The sequence below is a fragment of the Streptomyces sp. NRRL WC-3605 genome (genome assembly GCF_001509795.1).
Lineage (GTDB): Bacteria > Actinomycetota > Actinomycetes > Streptomycetales > Streptomycetaceae > Streptomyces > Streptomyces viridochromogenes.
This window is the reverse complement of sequence record NZ_LLZN01000037.1, coordinates 1-19601: the sequence shown is the minus strand read 5'-3', so window position 1 is coordinate 19601 and position 19601 is coordinate 1. Positions and strand designations below refer to the sequence as shown.

Here is a 19601-nt window from a genome sequence, read left to right as displayed (position 1 = left end):
GAACATCCGCAGGCGAGGTCAGGTGGTGACGGCACCGTCGGAGGCCGAGCCGACCGTGGCCACGTACTTGGCGAAGACACCTCGCTCCCGGGGCCGTTCGGGCCGTGACCAGACGTTGCCGCGCGCTGTCAGGACACCGGCGTCGACGAGCAGGTCCAGCGTCCCGGCCGCCGTGTCGACGACGACGCGGTCTCCGTTCTCGACCAGGGCGATCGGTCCGCCCAGGTGTGCCTCGGGTGCGACATGGCCGATGACGAGGCCGTGGGAGACCCCGCTGAAGCGTCCGTCGGTGACCAGGGCCACGGAGTCGCCGAGGCCCTGGCCGACCAGCGCACCGGTGATGGAGAGCATCTCGCGCATGCCGGGGCCGCCGACCGGGCCCTCGTACCGCACGACGACGACGTCTCCCGCCTGGACCTCGCCGGCCTGGATGGCGGCGAAGCACTCCTCCTCGGAGTCGTACACGCGAGCCGGGCCCTCACGCCGGAAGTCGGGGCGGCCGCCGAGCTTCAGGACACAGCCGTCGGGCGCGAGGGAGCCCCGCAGGACGGCCAGTGCCCCGGCGGGCTTCACCGGCTCCGCCACGGTGGCCACCACGCGCTGTCCTTCCGATTCGCGCGCGTCGTCGGCGACCTGGCGGAACGTGCGGCCGTCGACGAGCGTGACGTCCTCGCGCAGCAGTCCGGCCTCCAGCAGCCGCCGCGCCACGAGGGAGGTCCCGCCGGCCCGCCACAGGTCGGCGGCGGTGTGCGGGCCGCTCGGCTTGAGGCCGGCCACGATGGGCACCTGACGGCAGATGGCGCCGATCTCGTCGATGCGCAGCGGCAGGCCTGCCTCACGTGCGATGGCAAGGAGGTGCAGGACGGCGTTGGTGGAGCCGCCCGTGGCCGCGACGGAGACGATCGCGTTGTGCAGGGCGTCGGCCGTGATGATGTCGGAAGGACGGAGACCGCGCCGGACCGCCCGCATCGCCACCTCGCCGACGTGCTCGGCGGCGGCGCCCTTCTCCTCGGCGACGGCCGGGATGTCTCCGACGCCGAAGGGAGCGAGCCCGAGGAAGTCGACCACGGACGCCATCGTGTTCGCGGTGTACTGGGCGGCGCAGGTGCCGGCGCCAGGGCAGGCGTGCCGGGCGAGATCGTCCACGTCGGACTGGTCCATGCGTCCCACGGCGCGCTCACCGAGGGACTCCCACAGGTCCTGGATGGTGACGTCGCGTCCGCGCCAGCGGCCGGGCAGCATACTGCCGCTGTAGAGGACCACGGCGGGTACGTCGAGGCGGGCGATGGCCATGACGGCGGCCGGGACCGTCTTGTCGCAGCCCACGACGGACACGATGCCGTCGAACTGATGGGCCCTTCCCATGAGCTCGATGGAGTCGGCGATCACTTCGCGGCTCACCAGCGAGGCCCGCATGCCCGGAGTACCCATGGTGAGGTTGTCCGAGACGGCGATCGTGTTGAACTCCATGGGTGTGCCACCGGCACGGCGCACACCTGCGGCCACCTGGGCGGCGAGCTCGCGGTGTGTCAGGTTGCAGGGCATGGTGCCCGTCCAGGTGGACGCGATCCCGATGACCGGACGCCGCATGTCGTCGTCGGACAGTCCCATCGCGTAGAGGTGCGAGCGGGCCGGTGCCCTGTCGGGTTCGTCTGCGATCTTCATTCGGGGCTCTCTCGGGTCGGTCCGGTCGCCCGGACGGGGATGGGCAGCGCACCGAGGTCCCCGGCCCCGGACCCCGGGCCTCGCCTCTGTCGGGGGGTGGTCGAGGCTGCGGGGCGTGTCGCGGGCCGATGCCGTACGGAGGCGCCGTTGGACATGTCTCCCCGTCGAAGGGGGTCGCGTATCGGGAGAGGGCGGAAAAGACTGCTTCGCCTCGAAGACCATCTTCACGGTCGAGCCACCCTGCGCGGAACACATGGTGATCCATACCGGCTGGGCTGCGGACGTGTGGGACTTCTCCCCGGTCACCGAGTAGCCCGGCACGGTCGCGTTCGGCCGAGGCGCACGGTTCCCGTGCCCGGAGGAAGACCTCCGGGCACGGGAACCGGCGCAGGGTGAAAGGGCACGTGTGAGCCAGGCCAAAGCATGCGACAGATATTTGCTTCGCATAGCAATTAAAAGTACTGTGGCTTACGCCGACATGTTTCGCGTGTCGGCGCCCCGACCTCCCCTCACACCCGGAAGGAAGCCACATGCCCTCCACCATGCCTGACAGCCAGCCCGATCCCTCCTGGAGCGAGGGCGACCTCTACGTCGCCGGCACCGGCCGTCACCGCGGCCGCCGGGCGGACGGAGAGCTGTGGACCCTGGGCTCCGACACCACCGGCCACGGCCGACACCGCAGGACGACGATCGTCGTCGAGGCCTGGCCGGCGCCCGCCTCCGACCAGCCGGACAGCGAGCCGGTCCGGCAGCTCGTCCGGAGATGAGGGGCTGACCACCCGCCGGCGACGGCGACAGCGCCGCGCACGAGCGCTGAACGAACGATCCGCACAACAGACAGGACATCGACGATGCAATTCGGGATCTTCGGCGTGGGCGACGTAGCACGCGACCCGGTCTCCGGACGGACGCCCACGGAACACTCACGGATCCGCGCGATCGTGGAATACGCGAAGCTCGCCGAGGACGTGGGCCTGGACGTCTTCGCCCTGGGCGAGCACCACAACCCGCCCTTCGTACCGTCCTCCCCCACCACACTCCTCGGCTACATCGCGGCCCGCACCGAGCGGATCCTGCTGTCCACCTCGACGACGCTGATCACCACCAACGACCCGGTGAAGATCGCCGAGGACTACGCGACGCTCCAGCACCTCGCCGGCGGCCGGGTCGATCTGATGATGGGCCGGGGCAACACCGGACCGGTGTACCCCTGGTTCGGCAAGGACATCCGCGACGGCATCGCGCTGGCGGTGGAGAACTACGCCCTGCTGCGCCGGCTCTGGCGTGAGGACGTCGTCGACTGGGAGGGGAAGTTCCGCACACCGCTGCAGGGCTTCACCGCCACTCCCCGCCCACTGGACGGCGTGCCCCCGTTCGTGTGGCACGCCTCCATCCGCAGCCCCGAGATCGCCGAGCAGGCCGCCTACTACGGCGACGGGTTCTTCCACAACAACCTCTTCTGGCCGAAGGACCACGTCCGGCGCCTGGTCGAGCTCTACCGGAACCGCTTCGAGCACTACGGTCACGGTGCGGCGGACGAGGGCATCGTCGGACTGGCCGCGCACCTCTTCATCCGGCCCAACTCGCAGGACGCCGTCCGTGAGTTCCGCCCCTACTTCGCCCACTCCCTCTACGGAGGCGGTCCGTCCCTCGAGGAGACCATGGCACAGACCGCGGTGATCGCGGGCAGCCCGCAGGAGGTGGTGGAGCGCGTGCTCACCTACCGCGACCACGCGGCGGGCGACTACCAGCGCCAGCTGTTCGTCGTGGACGGCATCGGCGTCCCCCACAAGACGGTGCTCGAGCAGATCGAGCTGCTGGGCGAGGTCGTTCCGGTGCTCCGCGAGGAGTTCGCGAAGGACCGCCCGGCACAGGTCCCCGACGCCCCCGTGCACCCGCGGCTCGGCGCCGCGGACGAGGAGCGGGCGACGTCCGAGGAGGGCCGGCGATGAAACGCTCCCTGGCTGTCGTCTCAGCCGGCCTGCGGCTGCCCTCCTCCACCCGGATGCTGGCCGACCGGCTCGCGGAGGCTGCCCGGAGGGAACTGGAGGGGCAGGGCGCACAGGTCGACGTCGACGCCGTGGAGGTGGCCGAGCACGGGCAGGACCTGGTCGGCCACCTGACGACGGGCTACCCCTCGGACGGACTGCGGCGAGCGTTCGAGACGGTCACGAGGGCGGACGGACTGATCGCCGTCACCCCGACCTTCACCGCCTCGTACAGCGGGCTGTTCAAGATGTTCTTCGACTGCATCGAGGACACCGCCCTGGTGGGCAAGCCGGTGCTGATCGCGGCCACCGGTGGCACCGGACGGCACTCCCTGGTCCTGGAACACGCTCTGCGCCCGATGTTCGCCTACCTGCGCGCGGTGGTCGTGCCCACCGCCGTGTTCGCCGCTACGGAGGAATGGGGCAGCGGCGGCTCCGAGGAGCCGCTCGTGCGCCGCATCGGGCGGGCGGCCGGCGAGCTCGCCGTCGAGGTGGGACGCCGTGAGTCCCCGGAGGTGCCGGACCCCTACAGCGACCCCGTGCCCTTCGAGCGCCTGCTTGACGGCGGGTGAGGTGCGCCGGGGGTCGAGGCCACTTCATTCCCGGCGGCCGCGAGATTTACTGCGAGATGTCTCACGGTCCGGAGAGCTCCGATATTAGACAGACCTGTCTAATATGGGGTTCCCAAGCCCGACGACCGGGAAGTACCGCATGCGCTCCGCATCCCCCAGGCCTCGTTCCGTCTCGCTGAGCACGTCCAGGAGGCGGGCGCCCGCCCACGCGGCCCCGCGCCAGGCCCGACTCGGACCCACCGCCTCCATCGGCGTGCTGGCCTCGATCCTGATCTCGCTGCTGGCGGCGTCGAGCGCGCCGACCCCGCTGTACGCGATCTACCAGCAGCACTGGGGGTTCTCCCCCATCACCGTCACCGTCGTCTTCGGCATCTACGCGGTGGCCGTGCTCCTCTCGCTCCTGGTCTTCGGAAAGATCTCCGACCACGTGGGCCGGCGACCGGTGCTGCTGGTCGCCCTGCTCGGCCAGGCGCTGGCGATGGTGGTGTTCGCCGAGGCCGGCGGGGTGAACTCCCTGCTCGCCGCACGCGTCCTGCAGGGGATCAGCACCGGCGCCGCGGTCGGGGCTCTCGGTGCCGGCATGCTCGACATCGACGCGCGCCGGGGCGGCTTCCTGAACTCCCTCACGCCCACCCTCGGCACCGCGGCCGGCGCCCTGGTCTCCGCACTGCTCGTGCAGTACCTGCCGGCCCCGACCCGCCTCGTCTACCTGGTGCTGCTGGCCGTGTTCGTGCTGCAGGCGCTGGCGGTGCTCGCGATGGGCGAGACCGTCTCCCGCGCACGCGGTGCGCTGGCCAGCATGGCTCCCGAGTTCAAGCTGCCCAGGTCGGCCCGCCCGGCCGTGGCCATCGCCGCGCCGGTGATGTTCGCCGTATGGGCGCTGACCGGCCTGTACGCCGCGCTGGGCCCGGCCGTCATCCGGACACTGGTCCACTCCGACTCCGTGGTGTGGGGCGGCCTGCCCCTCTTCGTGCTCGCGACCTCCGCCGGGCTCGCCGTGCTGCTGCTGCGCGGAACGCCGACCCGCAGGGTCATGTTCACCGGCATCGCCTCACTGATCGTCGGGGTCCTGATCACTCTGGCGTCCGTCTCCTCGCACGGCGGACCCCTCGCCGTGACGACGTTCTTCGTGGGTGCGGCGATCTCCGGCTTCGGGTTCGGGGCCGGCTTCCAAGGGGGCATCCGGCTGGTCGTGCCGCTGGTCGAGCCCCACGAGAGGGCGGGCGTGCTGTCCCTGCTGTACGTCATCTGCTACGTGGGCCTCGGCGTGCCGGCCGTGATCGGCGGGTTCCTCGTGGTGCACGGCGGCGGCCTGGTGCCGACCACCCGCGAGTACGGCGGGGCGGTCGTCCTGCTGGCCCTGGTCGCACTCACCGGACTGCTGCGCGGCGGTCGCCGCGTCGAGCACACGGCAGTGGTGCGGTCCAGCGACCTCCCGGCCCAGCCGGCCCTCACCCCCGAACCGGCGCCCGCGGCACAGATGGCGCGACGGTGACTTCCCCGAAGGCACTGAACCAGACAGGACTGTCTTGTAAAGGTGACGAGACGCGACCCCTGCATCTCGCCCACCCCCCGAACCACCAAGGAACATAAAGTACAGAAATGGATACTTCCTCCCCCTTCAGAGTGGAACGACGGTCCCCGGCGTACTGGCGGGTGACCTTCGACTCTCCCCCGATCAATCTCGTCACCTTCGACACCTTCGCCGCCCTCGGCGGGCTCGTCGACGAGATGGACGCCGACGACGACGTCAAGGTGGTGGTCTTCGACAGCGCGGATCCCGACTTCTTCCTCGCCCACTTCGATCTGGTGCCGCCGAAGCAGCCCTATACGGGGCCCACGTGGCTGGACGTCGCCGCGCGCATGGCGCGCTCCAGGGTGCTCACCATCGCCTCGGTGCGGGGTCGGGCGCGGGGAGTGGGCAACGAGTTCCTCCTCGCCTGCGACATGCGATTCGCGAGCAGGGAGAGGGCCGTTCTCGGCCAACCGGAGGTCGGGGCGGGGATCACTCCGGGCGGCGGAGGCACCGAACGGCTTCCGCGGCTGGTGGGACGGGCCCGAGCCCTGGAGATCATCACGGGCGCCGACGACTTCGACGCCGAGACGGCCGAGCGGTACGGCTGGATCAACCGTGCCCTGCCCGATGCCGAGCTGGACGCCTATGTGGAGCGCCTCGCCACGCGCATCGCGTCCTTCGACCGGCGGCCGCTGGCCGAGGTGAAGGCACTGATCAATCGTTCCACCCTGCCGACCGAGGACGACCTGACGGCCGGCCAGGACACCTTCCGCGCTTCGCTGACCTGGCCGGAGGCGCAGGAGCGGATCCGCCGGCTGCTCCAGCGGGGCATGCAGCAGCGCGGCGACCTCGAGTATCGCCTCGGCGAGCACATCGCCGACAGGTGACGCCCCGAGCGCCGCGCGACCGGGGCCGACGACCCTCCAGGCGCCCCGGACCGCCGCATCGCACCGAGCGCGGTCACCGTTGTCTTCCCGAATCATTCACACGCCGCCGTCACACATACTTGCCTCAGCAAGTAATGTAGGTGTCGAACATGAGCATCACGGCCCACCCGGAGCGGATGGGGCCGGCATGGAACGACGCAACGGAGACCCATGAGTTTTCTGCTGGAGGACGTGGCACCCGACGATCCGCTGTGGAACCGGCGCGGCGCACTGTACGTGCCGTCCGGCGAGGGTCCGACCGTCTGGGCCGCGGACGACATCTACACGGTCAAGGCGACAGGCGCGCAGACCAACGGGCATCTGGGCTTCATCGAAGCCACCGTGCCCGCCGGAGGCGGCCCGATCCCGCACGCGCACACGGACGAGGACGAGACCTTCTACGTGCTGGACGGCGAGCTGGAGTTCGTCGACGGCGACCATGAGTTCACCGCCGTCGCAGGCGACTTCATCCACGTGCCGAAGGGCATCAGGCACGGTTTCAAGAACAGGCGGATCCACGCTGCCAGACTGCTGTTCATCTACACGCCCCCCGGCCTGGAACAGCTCATGCTGGACCACAGCGTCCCCGCCCGGGCGGGCGAGACTCCACCGCCCGTCGACGACGACATGGCCGCCCGTGCCGGAGAGGTCATCAGGAAGTCCAAGACGATCATGCTCCCCTGAGCCGACCGCCCCCTGCCGAGGGCGCGGCGGGCGGCAGGTCCAGTGGCCGGAGCGGACCCGACCCGAACGCCCCCTACCCCGGGGGAATCACCAGCTTCAGGGCCACCGTCTTGCCCTGGCCGTTGGGATAGCTGGTCCACTCGTCGGCCAGGGACTCCACGATGAGCATGCCGCGGCCGTGCTCGGCCTCGGGCGCCTCCTCCTCGGTCAGCGACAGCGACGAGGGGATGGGCGGGTTCGTGTCGGAGTCGCGGACCTCCAGTCGCAGATGGTCCTCGAAGATCCGCAACCGCAGGTCCACGTCGCTTCCGGCGTGGATGAGCGCGTTGGTGACGATCTCGGAGGCCGCCAGCTCCACGACGTCCGACATGTCCCCGAGGCCCCATGAGCCGAGCTGGTCGTGCACGAACGCGCGGGCCGTCCGGACGCCCCGCAGATCGCGTCGCCGGATGTGCATCCCGGCGGCCCTCGGCTCTTCCTGGCGGCCCGCCCCCTCGTACCGAGCCAGCAGCAGGGCGGCGTCGTCACGGCGCTGCTGCGGCGTGACGACCTCCGAGACGATCCTCTCGGCCAGATCCTCCAGATGCTGCGTGGGCGCGGCGTCGGTCGCACCGAGCAGTCCCCGCGCGCAGGCTTCCGGGCTCTCCGACCTCGAGGAGACGAGACCGTTGGTGTAGAGCATCAGGATCGAACCGGCCTCCAGCGTGTGCTCCCGGGCCTCGTAGGGCTGGATCATGGGCACCCCCAGGGGCACGTTGGCCGGAGCGTCCAGGGCCTCGATGCGCCCGTCGCGGCGCCGGACCAGAGGAGGGGGATGTCCCGCCAGAGCCACTTCCGTGGTGCCGTCCAGCGTGTCCAGCGCCACGACGCAGCAGGTGACGGTGAGGGCGGTGCCCAGCTCGGCGAGCACCCTTCCGGTCCGGTCGATCATCGCCGCGGGGCGATGGCCCTCGGTGGCGTACGACGCCATCGCGGTGCGGACCTGGCCCATGACGGCGGCGCTCTCCACCGCGTGACCCTCCACATCGCCGATGACCAGCACCGCGCGGTCGTCCGCGAGCCTGAACACGTCGAACCAGTCGCCGCCCACCTTGGAGGTGACATCGGCGGGCCGGTAGCGCGCCGTGGTGACCAGCCGCGGCAGGTCCGGCAGTTGTGCCGGCAGCAGGAACCGCTGCAGCAGCTGGGCCGCCTCGCGTTGCTCGGCGATCAGTTCGACGCGGTCCACGGCCGCCCCCAGCAGACCCGCCATCATGCCGAGCAGCGCCCTCTCCTCGGAGGGGAACCGGCGGTGACCGGAGAAGGCCAGACAGCACACGGCCACGACCGGGCTGCGGACGGCGAAGGGGAGATCGACGAACTGCCCGTCCCCCCTGAGCGGCAGGTACGCCTCGCTGCGGGCCTCGCCGGCGGGCGTCGCGTCGACGAGCGAGGTCCGCTCCCCGGTGACGTACAGCGGCCGGCCGCGGAACGCCGCGGCCGGCGGCGTCCGGTCGTCCATCCCGGCACCGTGGAGCCTGCGGGCGAGCTCCATGGAGTCACCGCTGTGGCCCAGCACCCACAAGCGGCCCTCACGTGCCGTGAGCAGCACCAGCGCGTCGGCGCGCAGTGACGACATCACGCAGTACCGGGCCGCCGACACGACGTCGTCCATGGTGGTGGCCCGGTTGAGCAGCTCCGCCAGACGCCTCAGCGGGAACATCATGCTCGTACCCGAGGACCCCGGAACGTCCGGCACACCCCATCCGGGTGTGCACACGCTCGTGTCCACCTCCTCCTCCGCGGGAACGAGCATCGGCACCGGTCCCGCCGCCACGCCGGCGCCCTCGTCCACGAGGTGAGCCAGGGCCGCGGCCAACCGGCGCCCGATGTCCTCCAGCACCAGCGTCTCGGCTCGGGAGAAGACGCCGGCGGTCTCCACGCGCAGCACGGTGAGGACTCCGAAGCGTCGGTCGTCCGTGGCGACGGGCGCCGAGAGGGCGATGTACGGGTAGGGGAGGACGTGTTCCTGGTCGGGGCCGGCGGGATCGGGGTCGATCAGTACGGCCGCCCGGCCCGTGGACCACGCGCGTACCGTGGCGGACGGCAGGTCGAGTGCCATCCGGCCGGGGAACGTGAAGAACGAGGGCGCGCTCCCGCCGGCCAGCGCCAGTCGCAGAGCGCCCTGGTCCTCGTCGATCAGGTAGACCGCCGCCGACACGGCGTCCAGCCCGTGCCTCGCCTCACGAGCTGCACGGTTGAGGGCCTCCGCCGGGGTGGAGCCCTGGACGACGCGGGGGCCGCCGCGCCCCTGGTCTGTTCCCGGTGTCCTGCTCGCCATGAGAGGGCTCCCTCCAGCGGTGCGTGCTGCTGGGCGTCGGCAGAAGATCCGCCGCACGCGTGGAGACGTTCCGGCGAGGCGGGCCGGCGCCTCTCCTGTCCCATCATCTCCGGTTCGGGCTCCAGGGGCACCGGCCGCACCTCCGCGGGCCCGTCCCGCAGCAGAGGGCGGGACCGCCCAGCCGGCACCGGGGCCGGCGTCGAAACGCGCGTCAGGCCGCTCAGCGCAGCACGACCGCGCTGGTCCGGTTGGTGTTGGCGTCCTGGATGCAGCCGCGCAGCCGCATCATGTCGTGCGAGGGCAGGGCGGGGCGGATGACGCCCACGTAGACGCCGTCGCGCACCTCCTTCAGGTGGGCGTCCTCGTTGAGGGCGGCGGTGGAGCGGCGGCAGGTCTGCCACAGGTCGTGCGCGGCGAGCCGGGTGTCACCGCTCAGAGTCCCGCGGGTCTCCAACTTGAAGGTGACCGTGCTGCGCGCCGCACGGGGAGCGGGCTCGGGCCTTGTCTGGGTGGCGTCGGCGAGGGCGGACCACAGGACCGGGACGAGCAGCAGACCTCCGGCGACTGCCGCGACCGCCGTCGCCCGCCTCGCCGGGTGGGCCGGCGGCACCGCGGGCCGGCTCTCCAGCGAGTCCGTCCCGGCGACCGACGGAACCGTCAGAGCCGTGAGGCGCCCGGCGAGCCGCCGCTCCGCACCTCGGCCCACCGTGGCTCCCGCGACCTTCTGGAGGATCGTCGCAAGGCCGGACAGCGCCGCGCCGGCCACCATGAGCACCGGCACGAAGACAAAGGTGCGGTGGGTTCCGCTCAGTCCGCTCGGCTCGGCGGGGGCCAGCCAGTCGAAGCGGCCCCGGACCGGATTCCTGGTCTGCTCCAGCCGACTGCGGACGTCCTCCATGCGCGAGACGGACTCGTCCAGCCGGCTGTTCAGACGGGCGAGGCGGGCGAGCAGCAGGACGGTGGCGAGGAGCACTTCGATGATCAGGAAGAGCGTGGCCGAGATCAGGGCCCGCTGCCATTCCCAGCGGGTCAGGTAGAGGACCGTGTAGTAGGCGGCATAGAGGCCGGACAGTCCGCCGAAGGCGTACCCGGCCAGTTTCAGGACCTTCATGCGGCCGGCTCCTGTCGTGTCGCGGTCGGTGCGGAGGAAGGGTGGGGCAGGCCGGGTACGGTCACGGCCCCGGTGCCGCCGTCGACGGCCAAGGGCGTGCCTGCGGGGAAGCGCGTGGTCGCGTCGGCGACGCCGACCGCAGTGGGCACCCGGTGTTCGCGTGCCAGGACGGCGAGGTGCGACAGAGGGCTCCCCGTCCGCGCCACGAGTCCGGCCAGGCCCGGCAGCAGCGGCGCCAGGGCGGGGTCCAGGAACTCCACCACCAGCACGGGCCGTTCGGGGCGCTCCCCCCGCCCGTGCCAGGCCGTGCCGGCGCCGAAGCCGCCGCCCGCGCCCTCTCCCTGGTCCGGTGCCGCCGGACGGGCCGGCCGCTCGGCGACCACGGCACCGTCGGCCAGCCGGAACGCGGCCGGCAGGACACCGCTGTCCGGGCGCGGAACTCTCTCGTCCAGCCCGGGCGGCAAGCCCTCGCCCCGGGCGACCCGTACCAGCTCGTCCCAGCGCAGCAGGGCCAGGCGGGACAGGGCCGCATCTCCCTGCTCGGGCCACAGCCGGCGAGCCAACACCGCGAGCATCCGGATCTGCATCTCCTGGACCCAGCGCACGCGCAGCCGCAATCCCTCGCGCACCGGCAGGGCGTCGACCCCCCGGGGCAGCGACGTGACGTCGTCGACCCGCGGGAGCGCCGCGCGGCCGGCGAGTGCGGGTGGCAGCAGCGACAGCAGGACCGGGTTGCGCGCGATCAGCTCGTCGTCGCCGAGCCCTCGGGCCCGGCCCTCGGCCAGCTCCGCCAGTGCCTCCCCTGCAGCCGTCGCACCGCTTCCCGCGCCGAGCAGGGCGCCGGCGAGGGATTCCTGGGCGTGCAGGGCGGACAGCGCCTGCCGGCCCCAGGCGACGGCGTCGAGGAGGCGGCCGCCCAGCATGTCACCGGGCGGCGGGAAGCCCGCCAGGGCGCGGTCGACGTCCGCCATGACGTCGACCGCCAGCAGCGGCAGCGCGGAGCGCAGCCGGCCCACGCGCCAGGCCGCGGCCGCCCGTCGCGCCCCGTTGGCGGTGTTGATCCGGTCGAGGAAGGGGTGCGCGGAGGGCGCGCTGCCCAGCAGACGCAGATCTGCCACCGCCCGGCCCTGCACCGACATCACCACGGGGACCCTGCGCAGCCGGCGCCGGGGCGCGGCACCGGCGATGTCGAGGGCCACGGTCAGGCCGTGGGACATGGGTGCCATCCACAGGTCCTCCTCGAGCGGCTGGAGCACGCCGGGGAGGGTCTCCGCGACCGGACCGGGGCCGAGCAGGCGGGCGCCACGCGGAGGACGCGGGGGCATGGCGGTGATGGGCCGGGCCTGGAACAGCCAGAGCGCGCCGTCGGGGCCGAAGCCGAACTCCATGTCCTGCGGACCGCCGAAGACCCGCTCGGCCGTCCTGGCCAGGCCCACCAGGCGCTGTCGCTGTCCCCGCGTGAGGAGCCCGGCCGCGGAGGCACCGCCCACGAGCCGGGCGCGCCGGGTGAGCTGGTACCGGACGCCCCGCGTGCTGCCGTCGACGAGCTGGTCGGGGCCGCCCCGAACCACGTTCACGAGGATGCGGTCGGTGCGCCCCTCGACCGGGTCGGCGCCGAACATCACACCGCCGACGGCCGACTTGAGCATCGGCTGCACCAGAACCGCCATGCCGTCGTCGGGCAGGTCGTGCGGTGCCGGACGCAGGGGCCTGACGCGCCGTGCGGAGGACAGGACCGTCCGCACGGCGGTGACGAAGTCGTCCCAGCCCCGTACGTCCAGCACGGAGTCGAAGCGTCCGGCCATGGAGGAGTTCTCGGTGTCCTCGTAGAGGGAGGAGGAACGGACCACGAGGGGCTCCCGGCCGTCCCCGCCGGCCAGCGTCCGCCAGGCACCGCGCAGCGCCTCGTCCCCGGTGAGGGCGCTGCGCGTGCGCGTCGCGGGCACCAGGACGAAACCGGGCAGCACGGGCAGCCCCTCGTCAGCGGCGCGCGCCAGATGGGCGGCCTTGGCCCCGGTGATGTCCGGGTCGGTGGCCCAGGGGGTGTTCATGGGCACGACGGCCCACTCCGCGGCCTCGAATCGCATCACTGTCTCTCCTGTGCGTGTGTGGGGTGGACGGTGTCCTGGCGGGGTGACCGATGCCGTGGGCCACCGGACGCCACGACGGCCGACCTGGTGGGGCGCCGTCGGCGGCGCGTCCGGAGCCGCAGGACGGCAAGGGCCGCGACGATCACGACGGCCAGCACCGCGACTCCGATCAGGCCCGCGTTGTGGAGCAGCTCGATGGCGGCGGAGCCGGCGAAGTGACCGACCAGGACCGTGCCCGTGCCCCAGACCAGTGACCCGGCGGTGCTGTAGAGGACGAAGCGCCGGTACGGCATGCCCGAGGAGCCGGCGAGGTAGGGCAGGAACGTACGGGCGAAGCCGATGAACTTGCCGGTGAACAGGGCCGCACCGCTGTGGCCGGTGAGGAAGGTCCGTAGCCGTCCGTCACGGTGGCGTCCCGGGATCCTGGGCGTCCAGCGATGGCCGGGGCGCTTCGCGCATCGGCGGCCGAGGGCGAAGCCGAGGTTGTCACCGGTGACGGCGCCCGCGACCACGACGGCCGCCAGCAGAGCGACGTCCGGACCGCCGTGGCCGCTGACCGCCGCCGCGAGCAGGACGGCCGACTCCCCCGGCACCAGCAGTCCGACGAAGGCGCTGGTCTCGGCGGCCGTCAGGGCGAACACCACGGCGTACGACCACCATCCGGCCGCCTCGATGACGGCGTCGAGGTGCATGCCTTCAGCCCGCCTGCCGGGTCGGCGCGGTGCGCCGGACGGGGCACCGGACCGGCGTCCGGGTCCGGGTCGCGGTCCGAGTCCGGGTCGGAGTTCGATGGGCGACCACCCGGCCCCGCGGGTCCCAGGCATCCGCCTGCCGTCGGCGGGGCTCCGTCCGATACCCCGGGAAGCGACCCGCGACCCACCAGGCCAGCAGCGGTACTCCGACGGCGAACAGGGCTGCGCGCAAGGGATCGGCGGAGGTCAGGACGGATGTGACGACGGCACCCGCACCCGTCGTCGCGACGGCGATCCGAGCACGGGGCGAAGGGAGGGCGACCGCCGTCGTGACGGCCGTCAGCAGGTACCAGCCGGTCAGAGCGCCCGGCAGCGCCAGGTACTCCCGGAGGAGACTGCCTTCGTGCGCCGGGAGGTCCGCGAGGGTCGTCCAGGCGGCGTGGGCGAGCCCGGCCGCGCTGGTGAGCAGCAAGGCTACCGCGGCGCGGGCGTAGAGGGCGGGGCGCTGGTTCGCGAGCCACAGCAGGACCAGCGCGGTCAGCGGCCAGGGCAGGAGCACGTAGAGGGAGGCCATCACGTCCCCTGTGCTCAGCCAGACCAGATCGGGGTACGGCTCGCCGTGGGAGAAGACGCCGAGTACGGCTGCGTGCAGCATCGCGACCGCCGCCGCACCCGTGGCCAACTGCCGCAGGACTGCGGTCAGTCGCGTGTCGCGTGCGACCTCGGCGCGCCCGTCGCGGACCGGAGGAACGGTTGCGTCGACCGCGGCGTCGCGCGTCGTGGTGGTGTGGGTGTCCACGTCGATACCCCCTCAATTTGATTGACGGAACAAGCATAATCATTACTTGCTGCGTCAAGCAAACGAGTCCGGTGCGGAGCGGCGTGGTGCACGTCCTCCCCCGGCCGGCGCGCCCGGCTCGGTCAGGCTTCGGCGGCCGTCCCGGCCTCCGGCGAAGAGGTGCCGGACGGCGCCCCCGCCTCCGTGGCCGCGTCGGCGCCCGTCCGTGGCGTGCGCGCTTCCGGCAGGGTGTGCGGAAAGCCGATGCGCAGCAGGAAGGCGGTGAGCGCCGCGGCGAGCACCACGACGGCGGCGAGGAGCAGCGCCTGGTGGTAGCCGTGTCGCACAAGAGGGCCGGCGGCCAGCGGGCCGATGATCTGCCCGACCGAGTAGCCGGCGGTCAGCAGGGCCACTGCGCGTGGGAAGCGCAGGTGCGCACCGGTTCCCAGGGCGAGTGTGCTCACGCCGATGAAAGTGGAGCCGAACAACACGGCCGAGATCAACGCGGCCGCCACTCCCCCGACCAGCGCGGGCAGGGCGATACCCACCGCCTGCACCGCGAGGGCGGCGAGCAGCAGGTCGGGCCGGGACCAACGGCGACCCAGCCCGGCCCACAGGGCCGCGGACGGGATCGCCGCCAGTCCGACCAGCACCCACGCTCCACTGCCGATCCAGCCGGGCGAGGTCTGGTTGATCGCCGCCACCAGGAACGTACCGGCGATGATGTAGCCGATGCCCTCCAGCGCGTAGGACGCGAACAGCGCGCTGAACCAGCGGTGCGTCCGCGGCCCGCCGGGATGGGTCCCCGGCTCCGACGCCGGGGACCGCACGGTGGCGGGCTCCGGACGCAAACCCCAGGCGGCGAGCGTGAGCAGCCCGGCCAGCGCCGCGGAGGCCCACCACGCGGTCCGCCACGTGCCGACCGTACGCAGCACGAGGACGAGCAGACCGGAGAGCGCTATGCCCGCCCCCACCCCGCCGAAGGCCCAGCCGGGCAGATGGGCCGGGTGCTCACGCAGGTGGCTGAGCAGCGAACTGGCGGCGATGACGAAGATCATCGCGCTGAAGGCTCCCGCACCCAGACGCAGGAGCAGCCAGACGGCGGTGCTGCGGGTCAGCGCCATCCCGGCCAGGGACGCCACCAGTGCGAGCAGACAGCCGCGCAGGACCGCCGAGGAGCGCACCAGTCGCGGGGCGAAGGTGCCGGCCAGGGCGCCGACCAGATAGCCCGCGTAGTTGACGGTCGCGAGGTTCGCTCCGGCTGCGGCGGACAGTCCGGCCCGGGCGTGCATCAGCGGGAGGATCGGGGTGTACACGAACCGTCCGACGCCCATACCGGCCGCGAGCGCGGCCGCGGCCCGCAGGACGTGCACCCACGGTGAGCGTGCGGCTTCTCCTGCCGCCTGCGCCGCACGGCCGCCGGCGGGCCGGGGCTCGACCGCCGGTTCACAGCTGGCGCCGGGAGCCGCCACGTCGGTGTTCCGCCTGCTTCCCATGCGGACAGACTGAGCCCGCCCCGGGAGCGAAGGAAGGACGGCTTTTCTTTCTACTGGGAGCCCCTTCCTCCCATGTGCACTGGTCAGGGCCGGTCGACAGCGTTGCCGACCGCAGACCTGACGTTAGTAGACGAGCGGTCGTATACTTGTGGTATGGGGCGAACAAGTGATGCAAAGGCAAAGATCCTCACCGCTGCTGGGACACTGCTCGAACAGCGCGGTTACTCGGCCCTGGGCGTTGCCGAGATCTGCAAGGCGGCCGGGGTACCGAAGGGGAGTTTCTACTACTTCTTCGAGTCCAAGGAGACCCTCGCGCTCGCGGTGATCGACGCGCACTGGGCCGCCGAGCGACACGACTGGGAACGCATTCTGCACGGCGACGGCGACCCCCTGCTGCGGCTGCGAGAGCTGCTGGAGGCCACAGAAGAAGGCCAGCGGGCCGGCCAGGGCAGTTACGGGGCGGTCCTGGGCTGCATGTTCGGGAACCTCTCGCTGGAGATGAGCAACCAGGCCGACGCCATACGCCTGCGACTGCAGGAGATCTTCGAGGCCGAGGTGGACATGGTCGACGCGGTGATCACCGAGGCTCGGGAGCGCGGCGAACTGACGCTGACCGACACCCGGGAGGCGGCCCGGTCCGTCGTCGCCCAACTCGAAGGGCAGGTTCTCTTCGCCAAGCTGTACAACAACCCCGCCCGGCTGCACAGCCTCTGGCAGAGCTGCCTGGCGCTCCTGGGGGCCGGCGACCAGACGGCACTCTCCGCAGCCGCATGACGGCCGCTCCGGAACGGCGAATCGCCGCCCGCGCCGGCGTGAGGACGGGCGGCCCTGTCCCCCCGGACCCGGTTCAACGGGAGCGGGGGCCCCGACCGGCGTGTCGCACCGGAACAGGGCCCCCAGGGGGCGGCGCCTACTCCCCGCCGTTCTCCCAGTGGTGCGTCACGGGAGTGGCCGTGACGTCGTTCGCGTAGACCAGCGCGACACGGTGGTTGTACTGGACCGTGTACATCTTCTTTCCACCGAGGACGACCGTTTGGCTGCTCTTGAAGTAGTCGTCGGTGACGGCCGGGGCCTGGGTGGCGACATACGCCTGGCCCGCCGGGACGGTGTACATGCTGAGCGGCGCCTGCTTGGACGGGCTCAGACCGGCCGGGTACTCGGCCGCGTCCGGGTAGCTCTGACCGTAGACGGCCACCGAGGCGCTGCCCGCAGGCCGGATGATCTTCACGCCGGTCGCGGTCTTGGCGTTCTTGCCATCGGGGTTGTGGAACCAGACCTTCGCCCCGCTGAACCAGATCGCGGTCCAGTCGCCCTGGACGCCTGCGACGACGAACTGCTGGCCGGCCTGGGCGGTGCTGCCCCAGTCGTTGATCCGGTTCGTGCCCGCGGCCGTCCCGTGGATGGCCTGGTCGCCGAAGAGCGGAGCGCTGTCGTCCGGCGCGGTGCGCAGGTAGACGAAGTTCGACGCCTGCTGCTTGTCCGTGCAGGCGGTGACGGCGCCGGTCGGGTCGTCCGCAGGGCAGATGTTCACGGTCTGCGAGTTGTCGGCGAACGGCGGAGCGATCGTGACGACCGAGCCCGTGGTGGGAACCTCGTGCAGCCCGCTGATCGGGCGGTCGAGCAGCCGCATGAAGTGGCCCCAGTCCCAGCCGTTGCCCGGGTCCCAGTGCATGCCCGACACATAGGCGTCGGCCGGTCCGGCAACGTTGTCATGCCCCAGGATGTGCTGCCGGTCCAGGGGTATGCCGAACCGCGCCGACAGGTACTTCACCAGGTCGGCGGTGGCCTCGTACTGCGCCTCGGTGTACCAGGCGGCGCCCTGTGCGGCGTACCCCTCGTGCTCTATGCCTATGGAGTGCATGTTCGTGGAGTAGTTGCCGGCATGGAAGGCGATGTCCTTCGTCGGCACCATCTGCGTCACCGCACCGTCGGACGACCGCATCACGTAGTGCGTCGCCGCGGAATTGGTCGGCTGGGCCAGGCCGTTGACGCCCGCCTCGTAGGACGCCTCCAGGTCATGGATGACGATGGTGTCGATCCTGATGCCGTCGGCGGGTCGATCGGCGACCTGCACACCGGCCGGGGAGCCCGCTACGAACGTGCACTGCACGACGGACGGGCACTCGGTGGCGGTGGTCTTCGACACCTTGAGGTGCAGCCGCTCCAGTTGCGCGGTCCTGGGACGGACCGTGGGGTCGGCCGCCAGCCGGACCCGGTCGCCGTCGTTCGTCACCGCGGCGGCACCCTTGGCGATCGTCCTGAAGACGCGGTCGGCGAAGACCTGCGCGCCCTTCTGGTGCGTCGACTGGCTGTAACGGGCCACGGCGCCGTACCACTCGGACGCGTCGGAGGGCGTGTCGCCGGTCACCTTCGCCTGATACGAGGCGAGGAGCGCCGCCCCGCCGCGGATGTTCGCGGCGGGGTCCCGGCGGAGGGTGTCCTCCGACAGCCCGGTCAGCTTCGCCGCGGCGCGGAGGGTGTGCAGGGCCGGGTCGGCCGTCAGGGAGGCGAGATCGCCGCGCCCGGCCGCGCCCGCGTCGCCACCGGCCATCATGGCCGGGGTGACATCGGTGAGGTGCATGGGGCCGTAACCGCCCCCTGCGCTGGGATGGTCGCCATGGGCATCCCAGCCGGACTCCTGGTACGCCACGCCGAGCAGGACACCGACGGGGACGTCGTACTCGGCTGCGGCCGAGGCGAACTCCTGCTGCCTCGATGCGTCGGGGGTGTCGGCGAGTGCGGAGAAGTGCGCGGTGGCGAGGCCGCCCGCGGCCAGCGCGGCCGCCGCGATCAGGCCGGGGAGACGCAGACGTTTCCTTCTTTTGTGCAAGACGCTGATCCTTACGAGGAATCGGGGGTGGGCGGTCGTCGGTGCGTGCGTCGCGACCACATCGCCGAAGAGGGCAGAGCAGCGGGCATCACCGCGCCCGCGGGCGCAGTCACCGCGCCGCCCACGTTCGCGACCGGCGAGCGGGCCTTGCAAGGCCGCCCGTCGCAATGCGTGGGCTCCCCTCCCGGCACCGTGGCGCGACCGGCCCCGTGGCGATCCGCCTCCAGGAACGATCCCGGCACAAGCCGGGCCCGCACATCCTGCTGGTGAACAGGTGTCGCAGACCATGGTCGGCTTCCGGTTTCACGCGTACGTTACGTGAATCAACCACCGATCTCGGCCAGGCCAGGTGTCACCTACTTGCCGATATGTGTCTCGGAGGTCGCGTCGGGTCCTCCCCCGTCAGACCGACACGACCTCTCACCTGCGGTGATGCCCGGCGGTCACTCACACGTTTCCCAGCATGGGGTCGTTCGGACCGTGATGTGTGGGCCCTGTGCAGGTTGCCGTGCCGGTGAACGAAGGCCGTTCCTCACCGGCCACGGCACCTGTCTCACACTGCCCCACCGCCCGCACTGTCCGAGGGCTTCTCACCCAAGCTTGGAATGTTGCCGAGCCGGAGGACAGGGGAAAGGGCGAAGGCGTTCCCGCTAGCGACGACGCTGCCACCAGCGCCGCGGGCTCGTGGGTGCGGTGCCGAGCCCGGCCTCGGCGCGCGATTCAGCCCTGGCGCGGGGCTCGGCGTCGACCCCGGCCCGGAGTTCGGCCTCGGCGGGGAACTCGGCTTCGGCCTGGAAGCCGGACTCGGCCGCCGCCTTGAGCTTCGCCGCCATGTTCACGACGCGTTCGGCTTGGATGCGGGCGGCGGTGCGGGTGGTGTCGTCGACGGGGTTGGTGCCCTGGCCGTCGGCGTGGGAGGTGCCGTAGGGGTTG

Annotated in this window: 15 protein-coding genes and 1 pseudogene; 7 read left to right on the top strand and 9 right to left on the bottom strand. The window is 71.9% G+C overall.

Annotated elements, in window-relative coordinates:
* Positions 1-18 precede the first annotated feature (18 nt).
* Positions 19-1665 (bottom strand): dihydroxy-acid dehydratase, encoded by a 1647-nt coding sequence (locus ADL34_RS06280; protein WP_062668296.1) that lies wholly within the window; start codon positions 1663-1665, stop codon positions 19-21.
* A 530-nt stretch (positions 1666-2195) separates the two neighbouring features.
* On the opposite strand from ADL34_RS06280, the gene ADL34_RS06275 reads away from it, so the two are divergent.
* The 6 genes from ADL34_RS06275 to ADL34_RS06250 all read left to right on the top strand — a co-directional run bounded on the left by ADL34_RS06275 (position 2196) and on the right by ADL34_RS06250 (position 7351).
* Complete coding sequence (locus tag ADL34_RS06275; protein ID WP_062668295.1) at positions 2196-2432, top strand: hypothetical protein; 237 nt, start codon at positions 2196-2198, stop codon at positions 2430-2432.
* A gap of 84 nt (positions 2433-2516) precedes the next feature.
* Entirely contained in the window at positions 2517-3617 is a 1101-nt protein-coding gene (locus tag ADL34_RS06270) for a CE1758 family FMN-dependent luciferase-like monooxygenase (RefSeq protein ID WP_062668294.1), read from the top strand.
* Complete coding sequence (locus tag ADL34_RS06265) at positions 3614-4225, top strand: FMN reductase (protein WP_062668293.1); 612 nt, start codon at positions 3614-3616, stop codon at positions 4223-4225. The genes ADL34_RS06270 and ADL34_RS06265 overlap by 4 nt, the downstream gene beginning before the upstream one ends.
* 139 nt (positions 4226-4364) lie before the next feature.
* Positions 4365-5720, top strand: a complete 1356-nt coding sequence (locus ADL34_RS06260) for an MFS transporter (RefSeq protein WP_234374949.1) — start codon at positions 4365-4367, stop codon at positions 5718-5720.
* Positions 5721-5827: 107 nt separating this feature from the next.
* Positions 5828-6628, top strand: a complete 801-nt coding sequence (locus tag ADL34_RS06255; protein WP_062668292.1) for an enoyl-CoA hydratase/isomerase family protein — start codon at positions 5828-5830, stop codon at positions 6626-6628.
* A gap of 210 nt (positions 6629-6838) precedes the next feature.
* Positions 6839-7351: a cupin domain-containing protein gene (locus ADL34_RS06250; protein ID WP_062668291.1), complete on the top strand. Its 513-nt coding sequence runs from the start codon at positions 6839-6841 to the stop codon at positions 7349-7351.
* A 73-nt stretch (positions 7352-7424) separates the two neighbouring features.
* Here the strand turns inward: ADL34_RS06250 and ADL34_RS06245 are convergent, their stop codons facing one another.
* The 6 genes from ADL34_RS06245 to ADL34_RS06220 form a co-directional block, all read right to left on the bottom strand.
* Entirely contained in the window at positions 7425-9671 is a 2247-nt protein-coding gene (locus ADL34_RS06245) for a SpoIIE family protein phosphatase (protein WP_079034157.1), read from the bottom strand.
* 220 nt (positions 9672-9891) lie between these two features.
* Positions 9892-10782, bottom strand: a complete 891-nt coding sequence (locus ADL34_RS06240) for a hypothetical protein (protein WP_234374948.1) — start codon at positions 10780-10782, stop codon at positions 9892-9894.
* Complete coding sequence (locus ADL34_RS06235; protein ID WP_062668290.1) at positions 10779-12869, bottom strand: PEP/pyruvate-binding domain-containing protein; 2091 nt, start codon at positions 12867-12869, stop codon at positions 10779-10781. Before ADL34_RS06235 ends, ADL34_RS06240 begins: the two co-directional genes overlap by 4 nt.
* The gene (locus ADL34_RS06230; RefSeq protein WP_062668289.1) at positions 12869-13564 is read right to left on the bottom strand and encodes a DedA family protein; all 696 of its coding nucleotides are present in this window, start codon (positions 13562-13564) and stop codon (positions 12869-12871) included. The genes ADL34_RS06235 and ADL34_RS06230 overlap by 1 nt, the downstream gene beginning before the upstream one ends.
* 4 nt (positions 13565-13568) lie before the next feature.
* Complete coding sequence (locus ADL34_RS06225) at positions 13569-14363, bottom strand: hypothetical protein (protein ID WP_062668288.1); 795 nt, start codon at positions 14361-14363, stop codon at positions 13569-13571.
* A 122-nt stretch (positions 14364-14485) separates the two neighbouring features.
* The gene (locus ADL34_RS06220; RefSeq protein WP_079034162.1) at positions 14486-15676 is read right to left on the bottom strand and encodes a YbfB/YjiJ family MFS transporter; all 1191 of its coding nucleotides are present in this window, start codon (positions 15674-15676) and stop codon (positions 14486-14488) included.
* Positions 15677-15991: 315 nt separating this feature from the next.
* Here ADL34_RS06220 and ADL34_RS06215 point away from each other — a divergent pair, with 315 nt between their 5' ends.
* Positions 15992-16612, top strand: a complete 621-nt coding sequence (locus ADL34_RS06215; RefSeq protein ID WP_062668287.1) for a TetR/AcrR family transcriptional regulator — start codon at positions 15992-15994, stop codon at positions 16610-16612.
* 136 nt (positions 16613-16748) lie between these two features.
* On the opposite strand, the gene ADL34_RS06210 is transcribed toward ADL34_RS06215, so the two are convergent.
* Together ADL34_RS06210 and ADL34_RS36555 are read right to left on the bottom strand one after the other, a co-directional pair.
* Positions 16749-18668: an N-acetylmuramoyl-L-alanine amidase gene (locus ADL34_RS06210; protein ID WP_062668286.1), complete on the bottom strand. Its 1920-nt coding sequence runs from the start codon at positions 18666-18668 to the stop codon at positions 16749-16751.
* A 650-nt stretch (positions 18669-19318) separates the two neighbouring features.
* Positions 19319-19601 (bottom strand): annotated as a pseudogene (locus ADL34_RS36555) (hypothetical protein); the annotation flags it as partial.